The organism is Duganella sp. 1411 (assembly GCF_017833525.1).
In the GTDB taxonomy this organism is placed as follows: Bacteria; Pseudomonadota; Gammaproteobacteria; order Burkholderiales; family Burkholderiaceae_D; genus Rugamonas.
On record NZ_JAFICD010000002.1, the window covers coordinates 267,999 to 293,123 of the forward strand.

Annotated in this window: 15 protein-coding genes and 1 tRNA gene; 8 read left to right on the forward strand and 8 right to left on the reverse strand. The window is 66.8% G+C overall.

Features of this window, described 5'->3' with window-relative positions:
- Nucleotides 1-202 precede the first annotated feature (202 nt).
- Nucleotides 203-2,050: a rhamnogalacturonan lyase gene (locus tag JOD97_RS12840; RefSeq protein WP_209718009.1), complete on the forward strand. Its 1,848-nt coding sequence runs from the start codon at nucleotides 203-205 to the stop codon at nucleotides 2,048-2,050.
- Between the two features lie 159 nt (nucleotides 2,051-2,209).
- Here JOD97_RS12840 and JOD97_RS12845 read toward each other — a convergent pair whose 3' ends face one another.
- Nucleotides 2,210-3,256: an AraC family transcriptional regulator gene (locus tag JOD97_RS12845; RefSeq protein WP_209718012.1), complete on the reverse strand. Its 1,047-nt coding sequence runs from the start codon at nucleotides 3,254-3,256 to the stop codon at nucleotides 2,210-2,212.
- Nucleotides 3,253-4,161 carry a GGDEF domain-containing protein gene (locus JOD97_RS12850; RefSeq protein ID WP_209718015.1) on the reverse strand — a complete coding sequence of 303 codons (909 nt, stop codon included), beginning with the start codon at nucleotides 4,159-4,161 and terminating at the stop codon, nucleotides 3,253-3,255. The genes JOD97_RS12845 and JOD97_RS12850 overlap by 4 nt, the downstream gene beginning before the upstream one ends.
- Before the next feature lie 588 nt (nucleotides 4,162-4,749).
- Between JOD97_RS12850 and JOD97_RS12855 the strand changes: the two genes are divergently transcribed.
- Both JOD97_RS12855 and JOD97_RS12860 read left to right on the forward strand, forming a co-directional pair.
- Nucleotides 4,750-7,242, forward strand: a complete 2,493-nt coding sequence (locus JOD97_RS12855; protein WP_229264426.1) for a TonB-dependent receptor — start codon at nucleotides 4,750-4,752, stop codon at nucleotides 7,240-7,242.
- Nucleotides 7,243-7,244: 2 nt separating this feature from the next.
- On the forward strand, nucleotides 7,245-8,891 hold the full coding sequence (locus JOD97_RS12860; protein ID WP_209718021.1) for a phytase: 1,647 nt from the start codon (nucleotides 7,245-7,247) through the stop codon (nucleotides 8,889-8,891).
- A gap of 3 nt (nucleotides 8,892-8,894) precedes the next feature.
- On the opposite strand, the gene JOD97_RS12865 is transcribed toward JOD97_RS12860, so the two are convergent.
- Together JOD97_RS12865 and JOD97_RS12870 are read right to left on the reverse strand one after the other, a co-directional pair.
- Nucleotides 8,895-10,550: a ShlB/FhaC/HecB family hemolysin secretion/activation protein gene (locus JOD97_RS12865; RefSeq protein WP_209718025.1), complete on the reverse strand. Its 1,656-nt coding sequence runs from the start codon at nucleotides 10,548-10,550 to the stop codon at nucleotides 8,895-8,897.
- A gap of 40 nt (nucleotides 10,551-10,590) precedes the next feature.
- Nucleotides 10,591-14,772, reverse strand: coding sequence for a YDG domain-containing protein (locus JOD97_RS12870; protein ID WP_209718028.1), 4,182 nt, complete (start codon nucleotides 14,770-14,772; stop codon nucleotides 10,591-10,593).
- Nucleotides 14,773-15,134: 362 nt separating this feature from the next.
- Here JOD97_RS12870 and JOD97_RS12875 point away from each other — a divergent pair, with 362 nt between their 5' ends.
- The 5 genes from JOD97_RS12875 (at nucleotide 15,135) to JOD97_RS12895 (ending at nucleotide 19,527) form a co-directional block, all read left to right on the forward strand.
- Nucleotides 15,135-15,869 (forward strand): DUF4386 domain-containing protein, encoded by a 735-nt coding sequence (locus JOD97_RS12875; protein WP_209718030.1) that lies wholly within the window; start codon nucleotides 15,135-15,137, stop codon nucleotides 15,867-15,869.
- Between the two features lie 73 nt (nucleotides 15,870-15,942).
- A tRNA-Leu gene (locus tag JOD97_RS12880) sits at nucleotides 15,943-16,027 on the forward strand.
- 235 nt (nucleotides 16,028-16,262) lie between these two features.
- Nucleotides 16,263-16,697, forward strand: a complete 435-nt coding sequence (locus tag JOD97_RS12885; RefSeq protein ID WP_209718033.1) for a hypothetical protein — start codon at nucleotides 16,263-16,265, stop codon at nucleotides 16,695-16,697.
- Entirely contained in the window at nucleotides 16,694-18,778 is a 2,085-nt protein-coding gene (locus JOD97_RS12890; protein WP_209718036.1) for a leucine-rich repeat domain-containing protein, read from the forward strand. The genes JOD97_RS12885 and JOD97_RS12890 overlap by 4 nt, the downstream gene beginning before the upstream one ends.
- 356 nt (nucleotides 18,779-19,134) lie before the next feature.
- Nucleotides 19,135-19,527: an ORF6N domain-containing protein gene (locus JOD97_RS12895; RefSeq protein WP_229264427.1), complete on the forward strand. Its 393-nt coding sequence runs from the start codon at nucleotides 19,135-19,137 to the stop codon at nucleotides 19,525-19,527.
- Between the two features lie 384 nt (nucleotides 19,528-19,911).
- Here the strand turns inward: JOD97_RS12895 and JOD97_RS12900 are convergent, their stop codons facing one another.
- The 4 genes from JOD97_RS12900 to JOD97_RS12915 all read right to left on the reverse strand — a co-directional run bounded on the left by JOD97_RS12900 (nucleotide 19,912) and on the right by JOD97_RS12915 (nucleotide 25,120).
- Complete coding sequence (locus tag JOD97_RS12900) at nucleotides 19,912-21,627, reverse strand: ATP-binding cassette domain-containing protein (protein WP_209718039.1); 1,716 nt, start codon at nucleotides 21,625-21,627, stop codon at nucleotides 19,912-19,914.
- Nucleotides 21,617-23,227, reverse strand: a complete 1,611-nt coding sequence (locus JOD97_RS12905; protein ID WP_209718042.1) for a hypothetical protein — start codon at nucleotides 23,225-23,227, stop codon at nucleotides 21,617-21,619. The genes JOD97_RS12900 and JOD97_RS12905 overlap by 11 nt, the downstream gene beginning before the upstream one ends.
- A 289-nt stretch (nucleotides 23,228-23,516) precedes the next feature.
- Complete coding sequence (locus JOD97_RS12910; protein ID WP_209718045.1) at nucleotides 23,517-23,678, reverse strand: hypothetical protein; 162 nt, start codon at nucleotides 23,676-23,678, stop codon at nucleotides 23,517-23,519.
- 131 nt (nucleotides 23,679-23,809) lie between these two features.
- Complete coding sequence (locus JOD97_RS12915) at nucleotides 23,810-25,120, reverse strand: radical SAM protein (protein ID WP_209718048.1); 1,311 nt, start codon at nucleotides 25,118-25,120, stop codon at nucleotides 23,810-23,812.
- Nucleotides 25,121-25,125 lie beyond the last annotated feature (5 nt).

The window sequence follows — 25,125 nt, forward strand, 5'->3', positions numbered from 1 at the left end:
ATTATAGAGCAGCCCGAGCAACAAAAGTCGCTACCGGGCACGGGCGGCGGGCGGCGCTCGCGGGATACGGTGGTGGGAATACGACGCATTACTCAACTTGATGAGTAATCATCATTGTGCATACCAGACATGTGTTTTGCGAATGTCATTGCGTTAGTCTAGCTTTTCCTCCCCCGCCGTTCCCACTTTAAAGGTCAAATCCATGATTTCCTCGAAAGTTCCCGCCCTGTTCTTCACCGTGGCCCTGGCCAGTTGCGCCCAGGTGGGCGCCGTCGTCACCTCCCCCGGCAAGCAAATCGAGCTGCTCAACCGCGGCGCGGTGGCGATCCAGACGGGCGGCGGCGTGTTCGTCAGCTGGCGCCTGCTGGCCACCGACGCGGCCGGCGTGGCGTTCAACGTGTATCGCGGCAGCACCAAACTCAACAGCACGCCGATCACCCAGCTCAACTACACCGACGCGGCCGGCACGGCGTCGGCCGCGTACTCGGTGCGGGCGGTCGTCAACGGCGCCGAACAGGCCGGCTTCGGGGCCGGCGCGACCTGGTCGGCGCCGTACAAGACGGTGCCGGTGCAGCGCCCGGCCGGCGGCACCACGCCCGACGGCGTGGCCTACACCTACGAGATCAACGACGGCACCCCCGCCGACCTCGACGGCGACGGCAGCTACGAGCTCATCGTCAAGTGGCAGCCGACCAACGCCAAGGACAATTCGCAGTCCGGCTACACGGGCAACACCCTGGTCGACGCCTACAAACTGGACGGCACGCGGCTGTGGCGCATCGACCTGGGCCGCAACATCCGCGCCGGCGCCCATTACACGACGATGGTGGCCTATGATTTCGACGGCGACGGCAAGGCCGAGGTGATGATGAAGACGGCCGACGCCACCGTCGACGGCACCGGCGTGGTGATCGGCGCGGCCGCCGCCGACCACCGCAACAGCTCGGGCTACATCCTCAGCGGGCCGGAATTCCTGACCGTGTTCAACGGCCAGACCGGCAAGGCGATGAAGACGGTCAACTACCTGCCGGCGCGCGGCACCGTCTCGAGCTGGGGCGACAGCTACGGCAACCGGGTCGACCGCTTCCTCGGCGGCGTGGCCAACCTCGACGGCGCGCGCCCCAGCGCGATCTTCTCGCGCGGCTATTACACGCGCGCCGTCATCGCCGCCTGGGACTGGCGCGACGGCGCGCTGACGAGCCGCTGGGTGTTCGACACCGACGTCGCCGGCAGCGCCGCGCGCGGCCAGGGCGCGCACTGGTTCGGGGTGGCCGACGTCAACGCCGACGGCAAGGACGACATCGTCTACGGCGCGGCCACCATCGACAGCTATGGCCAGTTGCTCTATTCCACCGGCCTGTGCCACGGCGACGCTTTGCATGTGGGTAAATTCAATCCGAACCTGGCCGGGCTGCAGGTGTACATGGTGCACGAGACGCCCAGCTGCTACGGCAGCACCGGCACCGAGATGCACAACGCGGCCACCGGCGCGCTGCTGTGGGGCACCAGCGGCGAGGCCACGGACGTCGGCCGCGGCGTGTGCATGGACATCGATCCGGCCTATCCGGGCGAGGAGTGCTGGGGCAGTCGCGGCGGACTGCGCAGCGCCACCGGCGTGCAGATCGGCTCCAACCGGCCGAGCCAGATGAACTTTGCCGTGTGGTGGGACGGCGACTTGTTGCGCGAGGCGCTCGACGGCACGCAGATCAGCAAGTGGAATCCGGCCAGCAGCAGCTCGGCGGTGCTGGTGGATGCGGGTGGTGCGGGTGCGGCGTCTAATAACAGTACCAAGGCGACGCCGGTGCTCAGCGCCGATTTGCTGGGCGACTGGCGCGAGGAGGTGGTGTGGCGTAACAGCGCTAATACGGCGTTGTTGATTTACAGCACCACCACGCCGACCGCCACGCGCCTGCCGACCTTGATGCACAATCCGCAGTACCGGGCGCAGGTCGCGGCGCAGAACGCCGGGTATAACCAGCCGCCGCATCCGAGTTTCTATCTGGGCGATGGGATGGGCGCGTTCGTGCAGGAGCCGGTGCATACGCCGTGATAGCCACGGAGACACGGAGACACGGAAACACGTGGGGCGGATTGGGCGGAACGCCGTAATCGGCCATCTTTGAGCCGCCGACGGCGCATGCATGGCGGATTACGCTTCGCTAATCCGCCCTACGTGTCACCCGTAGTATTTTGTGGTACGGGTCGGATGTTACGTCGCAAAGCCGAGCAGGCCATCGCGCAACACGCTTGGCGTCAGCCCCGTCCAGCGCTTGAACGAGCGGCGGAAGTTGGTGGCGTCGTGGAAACCCAGATATTGCGCCACCGCTTCGTTGTCGTAGCCGCGCGCCTGGAACAGGTGGATCGCGACGTGCGCGCGCACCTGGTCGAGCTCGGCCTGGAAGTGGCTGCCGTGGCGCGCCAAATGGCGCTTCATCGTGGCCGCGCTGACACCGAACGCGGCCGCGCTCAGCTCCAATGTCGGCCCGAGTCGGATGTTGGCCAGCAAATGGTCGTATAGCGCCGTGAGCAGGCTCGGCGCCGATGCCAGCGCGTCGGCGCCCGCCTCGGCCGCCGCGCCGTCGAGCGCCACCGATGCCGCCATCGCGTTGCCGCGCGGCCAGGGGCGATCCAGCCATTCCGGATGGATCAGCATCGCGTCCAGGTGGCAGTTGAAGCGCAGGTCCGTGCCCAGATGCGCCTCGTGCTGCTCCACGTGGGCCGGCGCGCCACGGTTGAGGCAGTAGCGCCACGGCAGACGCTCGCCGCCCAGCCAGCGGCACATCGCCGTCACCGCCGTCATGTGCATCTCGACCAAAGCCGGCAACTGGCTGGGCGCGCCGAAGCTGTCGGTCCAGTACAGCACGGCGAGCGCGCCCTCCTCGCGCAGGCGCGGCGTCAACAACGGACACAAGCGGACCGCGCCCGCGCACAATATCTCCAGCGCCTGGCGCAGGTTGCGCGCCTGCAGCAAGGCGTGGCTGAGCGCGCCGAAATGCCCGGGCAGCATCTGCTGGCCCAGCATGAAGCTGGTGTCGGGGCTGTCGAGTTCGCGCATGACGTTGGCCAGCAATTGCAGATATTGCGCCGGACTCAGCGTGCTGTCGGCGTCCGGCATCGCCCATCCCCGCAAGCCGGTGCCGCGCAGGGCCTTGTCGCCCCGCTCGTCGAGCTCGCGGCTGCGGGCGTAGTCGAGGATCAGCGCCGGCTGATGCTGCGCCGGGATGAAGCTGTCGCCGATTTGCCGGTAGGCGATCATGCCGGGGCCGTCGCGGTCGCCGGCGCCGCGGGGTAGGCCGCCGCCGGTTGCGATACCGCCCGGCTCAGTTCGGCCAGCAACACTTCCGGCGCGGCGTCGGCGTTCGCGCACGCGTGGCGCAGGCTGATGCCGACCCGCCCGCCTTTGGCATGGTGGCGCATTTGGCCGACCATCGCCGCCAGGTGCCCGGCCAGCGCCGCCGCCTCCGCCATGCTGGTATCGGGCAGCAGCAACGCGAAGCGGTCGCCCGCATATCTGCACAGCAAGTCGTCGTTGCGCAGGTTGAGCAACAGCATGTGGCCGACCGCCTGCAGCACGCGGTCGCCCTCGGGCTGGCCGAATTCGCGGTTGATCAGGTGGAAGCCGTCGATGTCCAGCAGCACCAGCGCGCATGGCTGGCCGGGCCGGCGCGCCTGCTCGTGGCGGATCTGGCGCCGCAGATAATCGGCGTTGGCCAGTTGCGTGATGCGGTCGAACGCGCGGTGGTCGCGGAACAGCCGCTCGCGCTTTTGCAGGTGTTCGTTGAGGCGGAATTGCTCGTGCCGCCAGTAATACATGCCGATCGTGACCACCAGCATGCCGATCGGCACCATCGCCTCCAGCCAGTTGTCCCACACCGCCGCCTTGCTGATGGCGAAGAATTCGTCCATGCAATCGGCGAAGGAGCCGAGCATGATCAACGCCAGGCCGCCGGCCAGCAGGCGCGTGACCAGGCCGCCGGGCCGGCTGCTCAACGTAAACAATACCCAGCTGCCGGCCATGACGGCGGTGCCGCCTTCGCTGACGATGTCGGTCCACTTCCAGTCGTGAAAGGATTTGGGCACGCCAAGGGTGGCGTACAGCGACAGGCAGGCCAGCAACGCCAGGCCGGCCGCGATCAGGGTGGAACGGTGCAGTTGCAGCATGGGCGGGCTCATCGTGACGGCGTCGGTAGTGCGGCCGCAGCATAGCGGGCAATTGTGACAACGTCGTGACATCGGCGACAACAGACTGCGGCGCTACAACAATTGCCAACGCAGGTGCAAACGGCTCACCGGTGTATGGGCAGGGCCGCGCGACTCCTTCGGGGAACGAGTCTCTTTTGGCTGTCTCTTTTGGTCTCTTTCTGTCTTTTTGATACTCCAGCTCGATCAAACGGGACGAGGAGACCGAAAGAGACCAAAACCGACCGAAAGAGACAGCCAAAAGAGACTCGTTCCCGCAAGGAGCCGGCGGGGTATGCCCCTACTCCGCTCCCCGCTGCGGTCCAGTCCGCCGCGCGCCGACGGGTCAATCCAGCTCATTTCGGCCGGATTCGAGCGCGATGGCGGGCATTTCCCGTCCCGGCGCCGCCGCTTGTCACGCAATTGACATATTGACTACCTAGAATCCGCCCCGTCCTCCACCTACTCCGACGGCACAGAATGAAAACCAAACAATATAAAACGTCCAAACAGTCCGCACATCAAGGTCATGGCGGCCGCCTTTCCGCGCTCAGCCTTGGCGTACTCGCCATGCTGGCCGCGCAATCGCCCGCCAGCGCGCAAACCAATCCAGCCAGCGACGGCGCCGGCGCCAGCGTGGCCGCCAGCGCCAACAGCGTGGTGATCTCCGGTCAGCGCTCCAGCCTGCGCAACGCGATCGCCGCGCAAGAGCAGGCCGACAACATCGTCAGCGTCGTCAGCAGCGACGACATCGGCGGCCTGCCGGACAAGAACGCCGCCGAGGCGCTGGCCCGCCTGCCGGGCCTGTCCGTGCAGCGCGACCAGGGCGAAGGCCGCTACGTCAGCGTGCGCGGCCTGGGCCCGGACTTGAATTCGGTCACGATCAACGGCGCGCTGGTGCCCTCGCCCGAATCGGGCCGGCGCGCGGTGGCGCTCGACGTGCTGCCCGCCGGCCTGATCCGCTCGCTGGCGGTCAGCAAGACGCTGACCCCGGACCAGGACGCCAACTCGCTGGGCGGCACGGTCGAGGTCAAGACGCTGTCGGCCTTCGACCTGCCGGGCAAGCTGCTGTCGGCCACCGTCGGCGCCAGCCGCGACCAGAACATCGGCAAGACCAGCCCCAACGGCAGCGTACTGTTCGCCGACCGCTTCCTGAACGGCAAGCTGGGCGTGGCCGGCGGCGTCAGCTACGAAAAGCGCGAGTTCGGCTCCGACAACGTCGAAACCGGCGGCGCCTGGAAGGACGGCAAGCTGACCGGCGTGGAACTGCGCGACTACCTGCCGACGCGCCAGCGCCGCGCCGCCGCGCTCAACCTCGACTACCACGCCGACAACCTGAGCAAGTACTTCCTGCGCGGCTTCATCAGCGATTTCAGCGACAGCGAGGTGCGCGACCGCCTGACCATCAGCAACATCGCCGGCGGCGGCCTGGCCGAGGGCGCGAGCGCCAGCGCGCGCGGCGAGCGCCGCCTGCGCCAGCGCAAGTACACGCAGACCATCAGCTCGGTCGTGCTGGGCACCGAACAAAAATGGAACGGCTGGAAGCTCGACCTGTCCGGCGGCGCCAGCCGCGCCGACAACGAGGCGCCGGAGTCGATCAACGACGCCCGCTTCCGTGGCGCCAAGGACTTCGCCGGCGTCAGCTTCAGCGGCACCGACATCCCGCGCCTGACCGGCCCGGCCGGCCTGTACGAGGCCGGCAACTACAAGCTGAACTCGATCGCGCTCAAGCAAGGCGACGCCACCGACAAGGAACACCACCTGCGCTTCGACCTGAGCCACAAGTTCGACCTGGGCGAAGCCAGCTCGACGCTCAAGTTCGGCGCCAAGGCCGGCCGCCGCGACAAGCGCAACGACACCGAGGCGTGGTCGTACAGCAGCAAGCAGATCGGCGGCGCCAGCACCGCGCTGGCCGACTACGTCACCGGCAACGAGCTCGATTACAAATTGGGCCGCATCGGCAAGGCCATCGATCCGGCCGCGATCCGCCGCCTGGTGGCCGGCCTGAAGCGCGCCGACGCCCGCCTGCTGGTCGACTCCACCGTCGACGATTACCGCATGCACGAGGACATCGACGCCGCCTACGTGCAGAACAGCGTCGACCTTGACGCCTGGCACCTGCTGGCCGGCGTGCGCGCCGAGCACACCAAGTTCGACGCGGCCGGTTCGCGCGTCAACGAGGAGGAGGAAAGCTTCGACGCCGTCACGCGCCAGCGCTCGTACACCAACTGGCTGCCGTCGCTGCAGGCGCGCTACGACCTCGACCCGAAAACCAGCGTGCGCGCGGCCTGGACCCACTCGGTGGTGCGCGCCAACTTCAGCCAGCTGGCGCCGGGCGTGAGCCTGGCCAGCGACACCGAGGCCACCATCGGCAACCCCGACCTGGCGCCGCTGAAGTCGACCAACCTCGACCTGGGCATCGAACGCGTGCTCGGCGACGACGGCAGCGTGTCGGCCTACGTGTTCCACAAGGACATCAAGAACTTCACCTACACCACCAACCTGGCCGGCAGCGGCCAGTGGGCCGGCTACACCTCGGCCGTTTCGTACGCCAACGGCGACCAGGCCAGCGTCAAGGGCATCGAACTGGCCTACACCCAGCCGCTGCGCATGCTGCCGGCGCCGTTCAACCGCCTGATCGTCGGCGCCAACGGCAGCCTGACGCGCTCGGACGCCAACGTCGCCCGCTACGACAGCGACGCCGGCCGCTTCCGCTCGCGCAGCATCAATCTGCCCGGCCAGTCCGACCGCGTGCTGAACCTGATGCTGGGCTACGAACAAGGCCCGCTGAGCACGCGCCTGGCGCTCAACTACAAGTCGCCGTACCTGCTGGAGATGGGCGACGACATCCTCGACGCCGGCCAGGACCGCGTTGTCGACGCCCAGAAACAGGTCGACTTTTCGCTGTCGTACCAGTTGAGCAAGCAGGTGCAGCTGAGCTTTGAGGCGGCCAACCTGAACAACGAAAAATACTATGTGTACCTGGGCGGCAAAGCGCAAAACGCGCAATACGAACAATACGGCCGCACCTATAAAATCAGCCTCAAAGTGAGCATGTTCTAATAATGAAAACAACGATCTTCAACGGTATTCTCTTCGGCGCGCTGGCCGCGTGCGGCGCGCTGGCGCATCCGGCCGGCGCCTCCGCCCTGCCCGGCCTGGCGGCCAAGGCCGGCGAACTGGCGGCGCTGCCCGACGGCGGCTGGCTCAGCATCGACAGGCAAGGCCTGCACCTGCTCGACGCCGCCGGCAACGAGCGCGCGCGGCTGCCGGTGCGCGCCAAGCAACTCGATACGCGCGCGCAAGCGAAGAACGGCGGCGTGCTGGCCGTGGTGATGGACGCCAACAACGAGCACGTGGTGCCGGTGCTGGTCGATCTGGCGGCCGGCACCTTGTCGGCGCAAGCGCCGTTCCCGGCGCCGCCGTTCGGCATCGAGGCGTCGTGCCTGTACCGCGACGCCCAGCAAATCGACCACGTGTTCATGATCGGCAAGGACGGCCAGGCCGAGCAATGGCTGATGGACGGCGACCAGCGCCGGCTGGTGCGCCGGCTGGCGCTGCCGCCGCACACCAAACGCTGCCGCGTCGACGACGACACCAACGAATTGCTGATCGACGAGGCGAAAGTCGGCCTGTGGGCCTACAACGCCGAGGCCGAGGGCGGGCCGGGCCGCAAACTGCTGCGGCGCGGCGACGCCGTCAAACAGGACCAGGTAAATAGCAAGCCCATCGCCAAGGCCATCGTCGTGCCGCGCGGGCAGACCGAGCCGGTGGCGCGCCAGGGCGACGCCGCCGACGATCCGGCCATCTGGCGCCACCCGTCCGAGCCGGCCGGCGCGCGCATCCTCGGCACCAACAAGAAGCAGGGACTGCTGGTGTACGACCTGGACGGCAAGCAGCTGCAACTGCTGGAGGTGGGCCGTTTGAACAACGTCGACGTGCGCCAGGGCGTCACGGTGGGCGGCCGCGCGCTCGACGTGGCGGTGGCCACGCGGCGCGACGACAACAGCGTGATGCTGTTCGCCATCGACGCCGGCGGCAAGGTGACGCCGGCCGGCGCCTTCGCCACCGGGCTCAACGACATCTACGGCATGTGCCTGTACCGCCCGGCCGACGGCGGGCTGGAAGCGTTCATCAACGACAAGGACGGCAGCTTCCTGCAGTACCGCATCGAGGCCGGCGCCGACGGCAACGGCATGGCGGGCCGGCTGCTGCGCCGCTTCAAGGTCGCCAGCCAGCCGGAGGGCTGCGTGGTCGACGACCGCAACGCGCGCCTGTTCCTCGGCGAGGAAAAGCGCGGCGTGTGGACCGTCTCGGCCCGCGCCGACGCCCCGGCCAAGCTGAGCATGGTCATGCCGGTCGGCCCCCAACTGGTGGCCGACGTCGAAGGCATGGGCCTGTACCACGGCGCCAGGGCCGACTACCTGGTGGTCTCGAGCCAGGGCGACAACAGCTACCTGGTGCTCGACGCCAAGGCGCCCTACCGCGTGCGCGGCAGCTTCCGGGTCGGCTACAACCTGGCCGCCGGCATCGACGGCACCTCCGAGACGGACGGGCTGGAGGTCAGCTCGGCCAACTTCGGCGGCCCGTACGCCCACGGCATGCTGGTGATCCAGGACGGCTACAAGCGCCTGCCGGACGGAGCGCAGAACTTCAAGTACGTGGCGTGGGACGACGTCGCCAAGGCCTTGAAGCTGGACCAGGCGCCCTAGGTCCTAGAAGCGGTAGGCCAGGTTGACCCAGGCCAGCGGCTGCCCCTTGCCCGGCTCGGACACCGGCGCGCCGCCGGTGGTGCGCCAGGCCACGATCAGCGTTCCGGTAAGCGCGCCGTCGCCGTAGCGCAGGCCGAGGCCGGCGCCACCCAGCCGGCGAGTGTCGGCGCCGGCGTCGCTCCAGCGCTCGCGGTTGGCCTTGACGCGTCCGGCGTCGGCAAACACGTACGGCAGCCAGGCGCCGGCGGCGTAGCGCAGTTCGAGCTGCGCCAGCGCGCCGCTGTCGCCATAGCCCTCGCCGCTCGGATAGGCGCGCACGCCGTTGCGACCGCCCAGGCCGAACTTCTGCGACGAATCGAGATTCTTGCTGGCCCACTGCGCCGACACCCGCCCGTACACGTCGACGCGCTCGCCGACCGACTGGATCCGCGCCAGATCGAGATTGACCTTGTTGAAGCGGCCGGCCGTGCGCGCGCTGGCCGCGTCGATGCGCGCCAGCGCGCCGTCGAGCCGCAGCCGGCCCGGCGTCCAGCTGACGGCGCCGTAGGTCACGCCGCCGCGCAGCAGCGCGTCGCGCGCGTCGAAATTGAGCGCCAGCGGCACGGCGTCGCTGGCCTTGTCGCTGCTGCTGCCGGTGGCGCCCTGGCGGTCGTTGAGGCGCTTGTGCTCGACGCTGCCCGACAAGCTCAGGTTGCGGCGCTGCGAACGGATCAACGGATAACTGAGGCCGGCGCTGGCCACGTCGGCCGTGCCGGTGGCGTCGAGGCTGGCGAAGCTGTCGGCCAGCGCGTAGTACGAACGGGTGTAGCCGATGCGCCCGCGCAGCCCGGACGCGTTCAGCGGCAGCGCGTAGCTGGCCGAGCCAAACCACATGTGCTCGTCGGTGTACATGCCCTGCAGCGCCAGTTGGTCGCCCAGGGTCAGCGGACTGTCGACGTCGACATTGGCGTGGACCCGGCGCCGTCCCGTGTAGCGGTTGCCGTCGTTGTCGAACCCGACCTCGCCGGCGTAGCGGTGCGCGCGCCGCACCTCCACCGCCAGGTCGCCGGTGCCGACCTCCGTTCCCGGCTTGACGACCGGCGTGCTCTTGACGCCCGGCTGGTCGTCGAGGATCAACGTGACGCGCTCGAGCGCCTGGCTTTCGATCACCGCGCCCGGCCGCAGCGGCGACAGGAAACGCTGGCCGGCCGCGCTGAGGTCGGCGTCGCCGTGGGCGACGATGGCGCCGTAGCGGCCCTCCAGCACGGCGATGGTCAGCGCGCCGCGCTGCAGGTCCTGGGCCGGCAGATAGGCCCTTGCGAATGGATAGCCGGCCGCCCGGTAAAAGTTCGAGACGCGGTCGGCCAGCGCGCTCAGCCCGGCGAAGTCGAAACGCTGGCCGGCCACCGGCCCCAGCGCCGCGAGCAGCGCCGGCTCGGAAAACAGCGAGTTGCCGGAAATGGTCACGCGCTCCAGTACCACCGTCGTGCCGCCGGGCGCGACCGGCGTGGCCGCCGCGGCCGGTGGCAGCGGTGGCGGCGCCGCCGGCGCCGGCGGCGGCAGCGCGCGGGCGCCGTTCTCCTGCAGCGATAGTCCGGCGTCGGGCCGCTGCTGCGCCCAGGCCGGGCCGGCGGCGATCACGGCGGCGGCGGCCGCCAGAAGAGTCAAAGCTGGTCTCATGTGGGCTTTCAAAGCTTGATGGGGCTGGTTCATTTTAGCGTCACTTGGCGGCGTCCGGCGCGGACGCAGTTGCGTTCGCGCCAACGGCGGCGGGAGGCATCTGGATGCCGCCCGACACCACGAACACGCTCAGGAACTTGACGTCGCGCCCGGCGCCGAGGCCCTGCGTCGCCGGCAGGCGCTCGCCGCCGGCCGCAGCCCCCGGCGGCGCCGTTGGCGTGGCGCCGGCGTCGCCGACGGCGGTGTAGTTGAGTCCACCGACGCTGAGCGATGGCAGCGTCGGCGTCACCCCGCTCAGCATGCCCGCGTTGACCGCCTGCGCGGCGACCACCACCGGTAGCGGCGAGGCTTGCACGGCGGGAGTCGGTGCCGGTACCGGCGCCGGGGCCTCGATCACTACCGGCACGGGCGTCGGGCTCGGCGCTGGCGCTGGAGCCGGCGTCGGTACTGGTGCTGGCGTCGGTACTGGTGCTGGCACTGGCACTGGCGCCGGTACTGGCGTCGGTACTGGTACTGGTGCTGGCACCGGTGCTGGCGTCGGTACTGGTGCTGGCACTGGCGTCGGTGTCGGCGTTGGCACTGGCGTCGGTGTCGGTGTCGGTGTCGACGTTGGCACTGGCGCTGGTGCTGGCGTTGGCGTTGGCGTTGGCGTCGGAGCTGGCGTTGGCGTCGGGGCTGGCGTTGGCGCCGGCGTTGGCGTTGGCGTTGGCGCTGGCGTCGGCACTGGCGCTGGTGTCGGCGTTGGCACTGGCGCTGGTGTCGGCGCTGGCGTCGGCGTTGGTGCCGGCGTTGGCGTTGGTGCCGGCGTTGGCGTTGGTGCCGGCGTTGGCGTTGGTGCCGGCGTTGGCGCTGGCACGGGCGTCGGGGCTGGCGTCGGCGTTGGCGTTGGCACCGGCACCGGCGCGGCTAAGATATTGCCGCTCGTCGTAGCGTTGCCGGTGATGCTGTAGTTCTGTGCATCATTGCCGGCCAATACCAATCCGCTGACGTTGACCGCCACGGCGGTGCCGGCCGTCGCCTGCGCGAAGTCGGCCGACGCCTGGCTGCCGTCCACGCTCACATTGTCCCCACCGACCACGCCACTCACGCTACCGGCGTGGTTCAAACTGGCGGTGGTGGTGCCGTCTTCCGTTTTATCGGCAACGCTCGTGCCGCTCACCAGCAACGCCTTGCGCAAAATCGACGCGGCCAGCGCGGACGGCGCGGCCAGCTGGTAATTCGATGCCAGGCCGGTGCCGTCGGCAAGCACCACCCCGCTCACGCTCACCACCTTGCCCGTCCCCGCGTTGCGGTCGGCGAACGTCCCGATTTGGCCGGAAAAGCCCACCGTCTCCGTGCCGACCAGGCCCTGCAGCGTACCGCCGCTCAAGGACGCCGTCGTATCGCCGTCGTAGGTCTTGTCGGCGGCGGCCAGGCCGGTCAGCGTCAAGGTCTTCGGCGTGACCGACGCCGCGTTGCGCGCGCCGGCCGCCGACAGCGACGGCAAGACATAGTTGGCCGCCAGCCCCGCGTTGCCGTTGGCCAGCGTCACCCCGCTGACATAGCTGGCGCCGGCCACGTTGGCGCTGTTGGCCGTGGCGCCGGAGTAGCTCAAATCCTCGCCGGCGACCAGGTTGCCCAACGTCACATAACCGCCCAGGTCGGCCGTGCCGTCGTAGACCTTGGCCGCGCTCAGCGCCACCGTGCGCGGCGTGATGCTGGCGGCCGCGCTGGCCGAGGTGCTGGCCAAGGTGTAGTTGCCCGCGTCCGCGCCGCCCAGGCCGATGTTGCTCACGCTGACGGCGTAGTTGCCGACATCCTTGCCGGCGAACGCGCCCGTGCCGCTCAAGGTCACGCTGTCGCCGGCGACGATGCCGGCGGCCGTCACCGCCGCCGCCGTCGAGCCGTCATAGACCTTGCTCGCCGCCACCGGCGTCAATGCCTTGGTGCCGATGGTGTAGCTGCCGGTGTTGAAATAGCCGACCGCGTAGGTGGTCGCGCCGCCGGCCGGCGTATAGCTGGCCGGGTTGGCGCCGCCGGGCGCCAGGCTGGCGTAGCTGCCGGCGTTCTTGCTGCTGGTGGTGTACACCACGGACGGGCTCAGCGACGCCACCGAGAAGCCGGCGGGGCCGCCCAAGGTGGTGAAGCCCAAACCGGTGGCGACGTTGCTGCCGTCGTAGGTCTTGCTGCCGGCGCCGCTCTGGATCACGTAGATCGGCGTGGTCGACATGCTCACCGCCCGGTAGGTGGCGTACAGATAGCTGTTGTTCGAGCCCGGAATGACCAGCGTGCCGCAGTTGGGGTAAGGCGTGGCGCAGTCGGACAACTGCGGCGCCTGGGTGTAGGCCGACAGTTGCGGCGCGCCGTTGACAAACACCAGCCAGCTGGCCACGGACGGCCCCTGGAACGCCACGCGCGCCCGGCTGCCGTAGGCGACCAGGCCGATGGCGCCCTGCTCGAGCACGCCGGCGGCGTAGCCGGCCGTCGAGTTGACCGCGTTGAGCAGCATGGCGCCGCCGCCGATCGCGCTGCCGACGGTGGTGAGCGTGCCGGCGTTGCCCTCGAAGCCGACGCCGAAGGTCTTGACGCCGCCGGCGCTCTCGCCGGTGATGAACAGGTTGCCCGTGCCCGACAGGATGGTGGCGCCGGACTTGATGTAGACGCCGCCGGTGGCGCCGGAATAGCTGCCGTTGTTCGAGCCCACCAGCGACTTGCCGTTGAAGGTGATGTCGCCGCCGCGCGAGACGATGGTCTTGTTTTGTTCGACCACCACCGCGCCCAGGCTGGCGCTCTGGTTGAGCGCGTAGCCGATGCCGTTGAGCACGGCGCCGCCGGCGCCGCCGACCAGGATGCGGCCGCCGTTGGTGTCGACGTTGGCGTTGATGTTGACGCCGCCCAGGGTGGCGCCGGCCGCGTTGGCCGCGCTCAGCGTCAGGTCCAGCTTGCCCGCGGTGGCGCCGATGTCGGCGTTGACGACAATATTGCGGTCGGCGCGCAAGGTCAGCGCCGCGTCGCCGCCGCCGGTTTTGGCGATCGCGCTGGCGACGGTGATGTTGCCGTTGCCGGCGCCGCCGCCGCCGTAGCCGGCGTTGCTCGACTGCGTGGTCAGCGTCACGCTGGTGCCCAGGTTGAGGGCGTTGCCGATGTTGGCGGCCGCCGTGGCGTTGATCGTGTAGTCGTACGGATCGATCAGCCACTCGCCGCCGCGCCCGCGCGCGGCGCCGGCGTTGACGGCCAGCGCGCGCCCGGCCGCCACCTCGGCCGCCGAGGTTTCGATGAAGCCGCCGTCGCCGCCGTGCGGCGCGCTGGCGTCGAGCGCGCCGCCGACGTCGACCCGGCCGTTGTGCATGTCGCCCAGCAGCACGATCCGGCCCTGCTCGCCGGTCGCCAGCGTGCGCGCCTGCACCAGCCCGGTGTTGTTGATCACCGTGCTCACCAGGTCGCCGGCCGCCTTCGCGCTCATCAGCACGGTGCCGCCGTCGGCGCGCACGGCGCCGCTGTTGTCGATCAGCGCCGCGAGCGCCGCGCGCGTCACTTGCAGCTTGACCGGCCCGCCCAGATCGAGCCGCACGTCGGCGCCGGCGCCCAGCAGCACGTCGCCGCGCTCGGCCGTGATGCGGCCCGTGTTGACCACCCGCGCCGCCACCAGCGCCACCGCGCCGCCGGGCGCGGCCTCGATGTTGCCGTGGTTGATGACCGCGTTGCCGCTGGCGCCCTGCAGGCGGTAATTGCCGTCGGCGAAATCCTGGTTGCCCATGGCCAGCGTCGACGCCATCAGCGCGCCGACGTTGACCTGGGCCGTCGGCGAGAACAGCACGCCGTTCGGGTTCAGCAGGAACACCTGGCCGTTGGACGTCAGCGCGCCCTGGATGTGCGACACCTCGGCGCCCAGCACGCGGTTGAGCGCGACGGCGGCGGCCGACGGCTGCACGAACTTGACCGTGTTGCCCTGGCCGATGGAGAACGAATTCCAGTCGATCGCCAGCTTGGCGCCGCCCTGGTGGACCGTCATGGTCGCGCCCTGGCCGGCGATGGCGCCCTGGCCGGCGACGATAACGCCGCCGGTGGGCAAATCGGCCGCCAGCGCCGACGCCGCCGCCACCCCGGCCAGGCCCGCCAGCGCGGCGCGCGCGGCGCGCGCGGCGCGGCGGCGCCGGGGCTTGCCGCGGGCGCCGCCCAGTTCGGATCTCGCCTGCCACGCGCCGGCGCTGGCGTTCCATACGACTCTGAAAATTCGGTTCATGACGGGTCCTCGCAAACGATGCTGTCCAAACCGGAAACGCGCGCCGTCGTGCGAACGGGGCCGGTTCCGGCGTATATAAAGGCAGCGAGTCTGGGCTGCGGAGGCGCCCGCGATAACGGGGCTGGTCGGCGCGCGTGGGCTAAGCGGCACCGGGGAAAGACGCGAGTCTTGATTGCTGTAAAGCAACGCCATTATAGCCAGCGGCGCTTTTTTTGCCACGGATTGATTTTTGTCACGTGCTCATCCGTTGGTTTTCCACATCATCGCGCGCGCGCGACGCGGCCGGTGGTGGAAATGCGTGAGATTTACTTCGTGACAACATGGTAATCTGCTCAACCACCCCGTCCATCCAAGGAGCATCCATGCCGGCACCCCGCCCCCCCGCCATCCAGTCCTGCGCCCGCCTCGGCGGCCTGCTCTATCTGGTCATCATCGTCATCGGCCTGCTGGGCGAATCGCTGATCCGGGGCAAACTGGTGGTCGGCGGCGATCCCGAGGCGACCGCGCGCGCCATCCTCGCGGCCGAAGGGCTGTGGCGGCTCGGCGTCGGCGGCCAGGACCTGCTGCTGATCTGCGCCGTCGGCCTGACGCTGGTCTGGTACGTGCTGCTGCGCCCCGTCAGCCAGCACCTGGCGCTGGCGGTGGTGTTCTTCGGCCTGGTCTCGCTGGCGGTCGAAAGCGTCGGCGCGCTGCACCTGCACGCGGTGCTCACGCCGCTGTCCGGCGCGGCCTACCTGAACACCGTCGAGCCGCGCCTGCTGCACCTGCTGGCCTACCAATCGATCGTCGCCCACGCCCACGCGTTCGGCCTGGCGCTGGTGTTCTTCGGCGTCGAATGCCTGATCGTCGGCCACCTGATGCGCCAATCCGGCTACTTCCCCAAGGCCATCGGCCTGCTGATGCAACTGGCCGGCGTCTGCTACCTGGTCAACAGCTTCGCCATGGTCCTGTACCCGCCGCTGCAGGACTTGCTGTTCCCCGTCATCTTGCTGCCGTCGTTCATCGGCGAGAGCGCGTTTTGCCTGTACCTGCTGATCAAGGGCGTCAACCTGCCGGCGTGGGAGCGCCGCGCCGCCGGCGGAGTGCCCGCCGCGTGAGCGGCGGGTAGCGGACGCGGCCCGGCCGGTATGGCAGTTATGCCATGTTCATGGCATAATATTGGGCTGTGCCGCTCCGATGGTGAAATTGGTAGACACTGCAGACTTAAAATCTGCCGCCGAAAGGCGTGCCGGTTCGATTCCGGCTCGGAGCACCACCACCTCATCCGCAAACCTCCGGGGACGTCCCGGATCCTCCCCGCCTCCCAGGGAAATTTCACGTCGGCGTGCGCCAAATAGCAACCGATGAGCAAGGGTCGCTGTTGCGACAAAACCCGGGCCTATCCCGCAAACACGCGATCACGCAACGCATACGCGGGATTCCCGCAGCGTCGCGGCGCCCGCATCATGGCATCCTCCTGCAAGCATTCCCCCCCTCCAAAGGAAGCTGCCATGCCCGAACCGACCCTCCCCAATCCTGCGTCCAGCGAGACCACCCGCTTCGAATCCGCGCCCGATCCCGACGGCACGCTGATCCCGATTCCGACAGCCGCCGGCGGCAAGGCGATCCGCGACGATGCCCAGGTTACCGTCAGCCCGCGCGGGCAAAATGGCTACTACGTCAGCATTTACAACGGCGCGCCAAATCCTCCCTCGACCGAGGTCAAAGACTTCCTCAACGAGGTGCTGTCGGAAGCCCACCAGCAAGCCCTGGAGGAGGCGCTGCTCGAAAGCGCGCCGGCCGTACTGGAATTTTCGCTGGCGGTGGCCGGCGTGCTGGCATCGGTGTTGACCACGTCGCCCATCCTGGCGGAAGACTGCTATCGAGGAACGATGGACGACGGCGTCAACGTGACCTACGTGGTATTGACGCCGCACCGGCCATGAGTGCCGCACCCGGCGAAAAGCGCATCACCGTGCCCTTCGATGGCCACGTGATCGGCCAGGGTGTCAGCGCCGACACGCTGACCCGGCTGGGCACGGCCCTGCAGGTGGGCCGTGTCAGCGAAAACCAGGTGGCGGACGCCCAGAGCGTGCTGGCACGCTTCCAGATGATCAGCACGCAGGACAGCTTGGAGCGCTCGCTCAATACCAGCGTCGAAGTCGACGCGCGCTACGGCTTGTTCAGCGCCGGTGCCAAGGTCGAGTTTGCCCAATCGCAGGCGATCAACAACAAATCCACCTATATCCTGGCCTCCTGCATTGTCAGCAACGCGCTGCGCTCGGGCAGCGGCTACACACTCGACGCGCGCGCCCAGCCGCTGGTCCAGGCGGGCGACGAGGCGGGGTTTTTCAGCGCCTTTGGCGAACGCTTCGTCGATGCCTTGCACACCGGCGGCGAAATGCATGTGCTGGTGCGCATCACCTCGTCGAGCGCCGAACACCAGAGCAAGCTGGCCATCGCCCTGCACGCGGAATATAACGGCCTGGCAACCGGCGGCGGCTTCAAGGCGGCCTATCAAACCGCCACCGCCGACGCCTCCTCCCACAGCGAAGTGGTGATCGAAAGTTATATCGTCGGCGGCCGCGGCAGCCAGATCCACCTGCCCGGCATCGACGCCGATCAGGTCCGAGCGCTGATCGACACCTTCCCCGCACAGGTGGCCGAGCACGCGCAGGCCTGGGCCGCCGAGCTGCTCAGCTACGAGGCGCTGGCGCTGCCCTTCCCTCCGCCCGAGGTGGCGGACGACAAGCGCCGCGTGCTTGACGATTGCCTGACCCGCAAACGGCGCTACTGGTCCATGCTCAGCGATATCGGCCTGGCGCAATCGGACAGCGCGGACCTGTTTTTCAGCAGCGTGCCCCCGCGCGAAGCGCTGGATGCTCTTGCGAACCGCGTCCGCGCGGTGCTGAACGACCTGATGGCGCACAGCCGTGCCGTGGCATCCGGCGCCATCGCACCGGCGTTGTTCATCGCCGCCGACGATCCTCAGCCGCCGACGCTGGTGCGGCGCAGTTCGACCAGCTTCGGACGCTGGTGGGACCGGCGCCACGATCCGGCACTGCTGTATGACGAAATGGCGATCATCGTCTTCGTCGGCGCGGAGCTGGAAAAGCTGCTCGATCGCCGCGCCACGGACATCGATGCCCAGATAGCCGAGCGCGCCTCGCTGCAAGTCACCGAGCTCAACATTATGGACGGCCTGGCGAACCGCTTCACCAGCCTGGAGGCCTTGCCACGCATTCTGGAAGCGCCGCTGCGGAACATCCGGATCGACTCGACCAGTTTCAACAGCCTGCGCGGTGTGGAAACCTTTTCCAGCGTGATCCAACTATCGGCCTCGGGAACCCGCCTGACTGACATTTCGCCGCTGGCCAGCCTGGGCGGACTGCGCGACCTCAATATCGCTGACAACGCGATTGACAGCCTGGCCCCACTGGCCGGCGCGGTCAGCTTGCACGGCCTGAACTGCTCCGGTAACCGGATCGTCACGCTGGAGCCGCTGCGCAAACTGGGCAACTTGCAACACCTGGTGCTCGGCGGCGCCCGCAATGAACAGACCGTAGATGGCCAGGTCGTCAAGCCGTGGTCCTTTCTCGACAATCCGCTGGACGACACCGCCGTGCTGGCCGACCTTCCCCTGCTGAGCAACATCCTGACCCGGGCCGACCATCTGACATGTGACTTGCACGATATCGGCACCGGCGCGTTGCTCATGACGGCGCAGGCGGCCCGGGTGGGCCGCTCCAACCGTTTTGTCGCCACCGCTGCCGACATGCCGGCGTTGACCATTATCGTCTGCTCGCTGTTGTCGCTCCCCGGCGCGGGCGTGGACCGGTTGCTGGTGTCGATGTATCTGGAAGGGCGGGATGCGGTGGCGCTGGCGGTGTTCGACACCGAAGACCGCGACAGTACCAGCGCGCTCGGCGCCCTGGGGCCGCTGTTCGAGGAACCATCCAAATCACTTCTGTGGTTTCAGTGCGGCCTGTGGCGCGACCCGACGCTGCTGCTCACCTGCCGCCGTTGACGGCCGCCATCCCGGCGTCTTCGAACTGTTCCCGGAACAACTTGCGCCCCCTGCAGTGTGAATGCTCAAATACGAGACAGCGGGAGCCTTCCAAAGCCCGTATTCATAGCGAACAGCCGCGTTAGCTGGCTCCCGCCAGCTCTCGGAAACTTCCGCAGGACTCCGTACTGACTCCGTACTCAGCCTCCAAATTTTTGTTGGCAAAGCCTTGATAAGCTACATGGGTCAGGATATCGAATAGTGCTAGGTTAAAGCTTTACGCTTCAGGGTCGCATCATGGGTGAGAGAAACGACACAGCTTCAAACCGGAATTGCATGAAGCTACAGCGCGAAATTAGGGTTCACGGAGCCAATCGATGAGCACGCCGCCCCTGCCGCTGGCACGCATCGAAAGCCGCATCCTGCTCATTCGCGGCCAGAAGATTATGATCGACACCGACTTGGCCGAGCTGTATGGCGTGCCAACCAAACGACTCAACGAACAGGTCAAGCGCAACCAGGAGCGATTTCCGGCCGACTTCCTGTTCCAGCTCACCGCCGCTGAAAAACAGGAGGTGGTCGCAAATTGCGACCACCTCGCCAAGCTGAAATTCTCGAAGACGCTGCCGTATGCCTTCACCGAACACGGCGCCATCCAGGCCGCCGACAGGCCGTATCCCTCGCCAGGCGAGACACATTGCGGCGGAAAGTCCGACCAGGCTGCCGCCAATGATCAAGACAGGGGGACGTTCGGTAGCGGGAGTATTTGACATGATCCGTCCTTGTTGACAATGCCGGGGCACGGCGAAGGACGAACGAAGCTTCTCGGAAAACGGAAAATACGGCGGCAAGCGGCCAACTTCCGACGAGAAGACGACGTACGTCCGCCTTCCGTCGCGGTCCGCGGCCCCCATGGGCTCGATTGTGGCTCCGTTTCATCTGGAGCTGACCGGGGCTCACCAAACCGGTCCACCATTCTCGACATCTCGAGCATAAGTCAACGGCATTTATTGCGCAAGAGTAACGCCAACGTCGAAGATGGTCCAAGCCGCCGTTGCTATCAGCATCGATCTGCAATGCGTGCCCGCGCCGCGTCAGCTGTGGCGTTGGACGTCGTTCGAGCCGTCGCCCGAGCTCCTTGTCGATGCGGAGCGCTACGCATGATCTTTCCGTACCGGCCTGAGTGCGGCGGAGTTCACGGGACGCCGCTGCGTTACACGGCCTTCGGCAACGTAAAGAACGGCGTCCACGGCAAGTTGCGGCGGAAGCGCGTGCGAGGTGAACACGACGGTGGCGCCCCGCTTATGCAGCAGGAACCTCGCGATCAGCGCCACGCGCTCGGAACGTTCAAGCGCCGAAAGCGGTTCGTCCAGCACATAAGTCAAGCAATCAGAAAAATACGCTTCGGCCATCAGCAAGCGCTGCTGCTCCGCGTACGTGAGCCTGGTACACAGCGCGGTCAGCCTGGCGCGGTCCTCCGGTCCGGTCAGGGCATCGGCAAGCGCGGGCAACCCCAAGATGCAAAGGGCCTCGCGTGCCCTGTCCTGGTCCTCGTCCACAGTGAACAGCGACAGGCTAGCCAGGTAAGCCGTTGGGATCGCCTCTTCGTCCTGGCGCAGGTACATGAGGTCCGCTGCGGCCAAGTGCAGGTCCGCCGGTCCCGTCGCAGGTCCATTCAGCATGTCCGGGGGCGCGCCAGGCGGACGTTGACCCAACATGATTTCGAGCAGGGTGCTCTTACCCTCGCCCGAAGCCCCAACCACGGCCGTATGCATGCCGGGCAAGAGCTGGATCGTCTCGACACGCAGCGACCGCATGGAATACGGGATGGCGTAATCCAGACCGGCGAACTGGAAACCCAATGCCAGCTTGTGTTGCTCCTGGCCTCGGTCGGGCAGCTCGCCGACATAGAAAAGCAGCAGGTATATGTTGGCCAGGCCGCGGCCGATCGGGGCGGTGAGCTCAGCGATGTACTTAAGCGGGCCCATGAGCATGAGCAGCGTGGTCACGAAACCGACGAACTCGCCCTTGCTCAAACCGTTCTGCTGATAGCCTTGGCTTGCATAAAGGATGATCAGGCCGAACAGCAGAGCTAGCAGGGCTTGGGTGAAATTGGGCGACAAGGCATTGATGTCGTAGTAGCGCATCGACAGGCGCCGGATGCCCGTGAAACTTTGCGCCGCTAGCTGTTCGCCCAGTTGCCCGTACGGCAAGTCGGACCCGGACACGCGCCCGATCAGGCGCTGGCTTTCGCGCTGTTGGCCGAGCCCGATATGCCATGCGCGCACGCCGAGCCAGGTCAGGATCAGGGCAAACGGCCCCAGGGCCACCACAACGGCCAAGACGTAAGTGGGCGCCGTCCATGCCAGCGATGCCATCAGGAAGCAAAACGTGCACAGATTCTTGATAAAGCGACTGGAAAACCGATCGATGAATTCCGTCAGGTGACGCATTTCAAAGGTCAGGAGATCGAGCATGCGGTGAGACTCCTCGCGCCCCCCCTTGCGCGTATCGAACAGACGGCGCAGCAAGGGTGCCTGGAACGCCATCATGAGCGCGGTCGACAGCAAGGCAACGCTGTGCACCGCTAGACAGCTCGCCACGCATTTGCCGACCAGGGCCAACAGCACGATGGCCGGTACCCAGGCCATCGGCAAGCCGGACGCCGCCCCGTCCACCAGGATCTTGGTGGACCACGGAATAATCGGGTCAGTGCTGCTGGCCAAGAGCAGCAGTCCCCCGGTTTTAAGCAGGAGAGCCCGGTGCGTCCGCACGACTGTGGCGATGAACCGGCGCCACGGGGGCGGCGCCACAGGGTTGGGGTCCGCCACGCCGGTCTGCGCCTCCGCAGTAGGTAGTTCAATATGCATGGCGGCGCTCCTCCCGAGCGTTATCGATGGCATGAAGGGCGCCGCGGTGGGAGCAGACCAGCACGGCGCTGCTGCGGGCCAGCTTGCGCAGAGAGTCGCAGAAACGTTGTTCGGACTCTGGATCGAGCGCGCTCGTCGGATCGTTGAGCATAACCACGGGCCGGCCCAAGTAAAACGCCCTGGCCAGGGCGAGCAATTGGCGCTGTCCACCCGACAGGCGGATGCCTTGCGCGCCGATATGGCTTGCTATGCCCGCCGGCAAGCTTGCCAGCCACTCGCCCAGACCGGCCTCGCTCAGGGAAGACCGGACACGCTCCGGATCGGGTTTAGCATCGCAGGCGACGTTGGCCGCCAAGTCGGCTTCGTACAACGGCACGGCGCTGTTCGCATAAAAACAGGTCTCGGCCACCGCGTCGACCGCCATGCCGCTCAAGTCAACGCCGCGCCAGTGCAGGGCAACGGAAGGGTCCCGCCTGCCCAGCATGATCGCTTCGCAGGCGCGCATGACGACCATGCCTTGCACGCCGTCGACGACGGTGATGGCACCGGCGGCGACGGCCAGCAGGCCCGCGCCGCCCGCCGCATCCAACCAGCGCGCCTCCAGCACCGCCGCCGCACCGTCCTCGCCTGCCGGCGCGGCGCTGTGCCGCGCCGGCGCGCCGTGCCCGGTATCGACCCAGCGCTGGCCCACGGCGCCGCGCAACACGGCCGCATGCGCCTCCACCAAGTCGCGCAGGGGCGCGTGCAAAAGAAACAAATTGGTCGCAATGGCCGCAAGCGTGGCGGCGTCCGTGCCGATCAGCCCGGCCTGCACGAGATAGATCAGCATCACTAGCGAGAAACCGAGAAACATCTGGGTCAACGGCACCAGCGTCCCGGCCCGCAGATACATCGTGCGGTAATGACTGGCCACGGTTCCCGCGAGGCCTTGCGCGGCACTGTGCTGCGGTTCCAGGTTCAGACACAGTCGCCCCAGCAAACTGGCCGCGCTGGCCGCATCGGAACAGTGGGCCAGCATCTGCTGATTCGAGCGCACATAGTTCACTGCCGCCCGCTCATAATGGGCGCCGAGCCGAGCACACACCCACGCAGTTGGCACCAGCATCGCCGTACAGATCAGTGCGACCAGGGGCTGGAGGTAGGCCAGGCTGGCCAGCAAGGCCAGCAGATTAAAGCCGCTGCGGATGTACTTGACAATCACCTTCTCGATTAAATCGGTCGACTGCCTGGCTTCACTGAGCAAGCCGATGAGCAGATGACTGGTGGCGCCATCGGCACCGCCCCCCCTGCGCTTGAGCGCGAACATGTCCTTCTGAATAGTCACAAGGACGTCCGCCGCGAGGGCCGCCATGATGCGCCCGGTACCGAACACGAACGTCCCGCGCAAGGCGTAGATACAGGCAAAAAGCAAAATCCCGAGCGCCGGCCCACCTTGTTGGCCGCGCATGAAATACTGGTCGACCACCTCTCGGGTGTAAAGCACCAGCGCTGGGTCCATCAGACCGATGCCGATCATGCCAGCCAAGGCCAGCAGGAAACGGCCCGGTACCTGCCAGGCACGTTCCAGGGCGCGTGTAAAGGCCCGATAGGGATGTGTCATTAGCCCTCCATGAGAAGTGAACTGGTCAAATACCGTGCATGAACCTCCCTGCAGCGAACGGGTAAATCCATGACGAAGGCGAAGGATTCCCAACCGGGCGCGCACGGCGCTATTTTTGCCGCCAGCTGGTCCACTAAATATCCGTTTGGTGCCGAGGTATGTCCGATAATGCAGGCGCGTCGGGTTGCCCCGACACGCCTGCGAGGGGCGCATTCTCGATAGTCAGAACCAATGATCCGGGACTCAATATCGTAGTAGCAGATCGATCGCGCCCCGCACTGCTAGTCGATCAATTTGGCGGGTCTTCTTTGTGTTTGGCTTCATACTGGCTGTAGCCGCCACCGATCACGTTGCTGATCTGCGATTCGACCAGCTCGGCGAGACGGTCGATTTCGACTTTTGCGTGAAAGTCTTGTTTTCCAGCTTCAAGTGCTTTGAGAATGTCAGACATCCTAACTCCTTGGTTTGACAAAATAAACCCGCCGCCGAAGCAGCAGGAACGACAACAGGCTGACGCGCATCTCGACGAGTTGCTCGCCCCCTGTATTCTTTCGTGGCGCCGGATCGTGTTCATCCACCAGCTCAACACCCTTGCTGCGCCACCGGTTCTTCGTGCCTCGTAGCGAGGCGCCGTATGCGATCCTGCATGTCGTCCCGCGAACATCCGCTGTTGACCAACACGCGAGTCAGATACTCGTAGAGCGCTTTCAAAGACGAGCAATAGATGCTCGGATTATCGAACCCGCGCCTCCTCGAGTAGCGGTGCTGAAGCAGGCCGCCACCGCAAATATCGCTCCATTCACATCCCCGGCATGCGGCCGGCAAGCTTGTTTGCGCAGCCTGCAATGTGCGCCAGGCCGGGTGCGCCAGCACATCGTCATAGCCTTGGCCATCGACCGTAAGGCCGGTTTCCGCGAACTCGGGAGAATAAGTGCGGATCACGTCATCGGGGCACAGTTCCCCATTCGACGACACACACACCTGGTGCGAGGGCGAAAAGAGCATGGCTTTACGCTTGTACAATTCATCATTCAGAATCGGACCAACGAATTCATCAATGAGCCGCACATAAAGTCCCCGTTCCGTACTGCTCGCCCACGCCTCAGCCAGCCCGAGCAGAAACCGGGTGCAGCCTTCAATCACCGCGCGATTGAGCGGGACGGCATCATGGGTCAGGTCCGGCAGCAGGAAACTCAGCGCTTTCGCCTTCATCGTTTCCACGAAATGACGGAAAATCATGCCGCCATCCTGATTCGGGGCCACCACACACAGGATCGAAGGTTCTTCAATCCGGCCCGCCAGCGCGGCCTCGCGCAAAAGGTTCCAGCCGCGCAGCGATTCGGCATAACTGCCCTCGCCGCCCTTCGTAATCCGCGTCTTGTCGTGCACCTCGGGCGGTCCGTCAAAACTAACCCCCACGCGTATCCGCAGTTCCTCAAACAGGTCGATCCAACCCGCGTCGACCAACACACCATTCGTCTGCAGGACCAGGGTCAGTTCAGGCTCGTCCCCCAGGGCCGCGCGCAAGGCCGAGCACATCGCCTGAAGGGCGGCCCGCTTCATCAGCAGCGGTTCGCCACCGTGAAGTCCGATCCGGACCAGGTTGATTCCGGTCGCTTGCTTCATGTCCTTGACGAACCGGATGACCTGCTCTACGGTCACGGCCCCCATCAGGGGTGGGTGCGTCTTGTACGATTCGTCGCCCCCAAAGAAGAAATAGCAATAGGGACACGCTAGGTTGCACCGCTCGGTCACCTTCAGAATCACACTGATGTGTGCGTACCGATGCGCTGGTTTTTTGTGCTGTGCTACCAAGTTGCCCATATTCGCCCTGTTTTCAAAATGACCGCCCTCGCTCGACAAATCCTCAACGGCTTGGGACACCGATTTCACTTGCG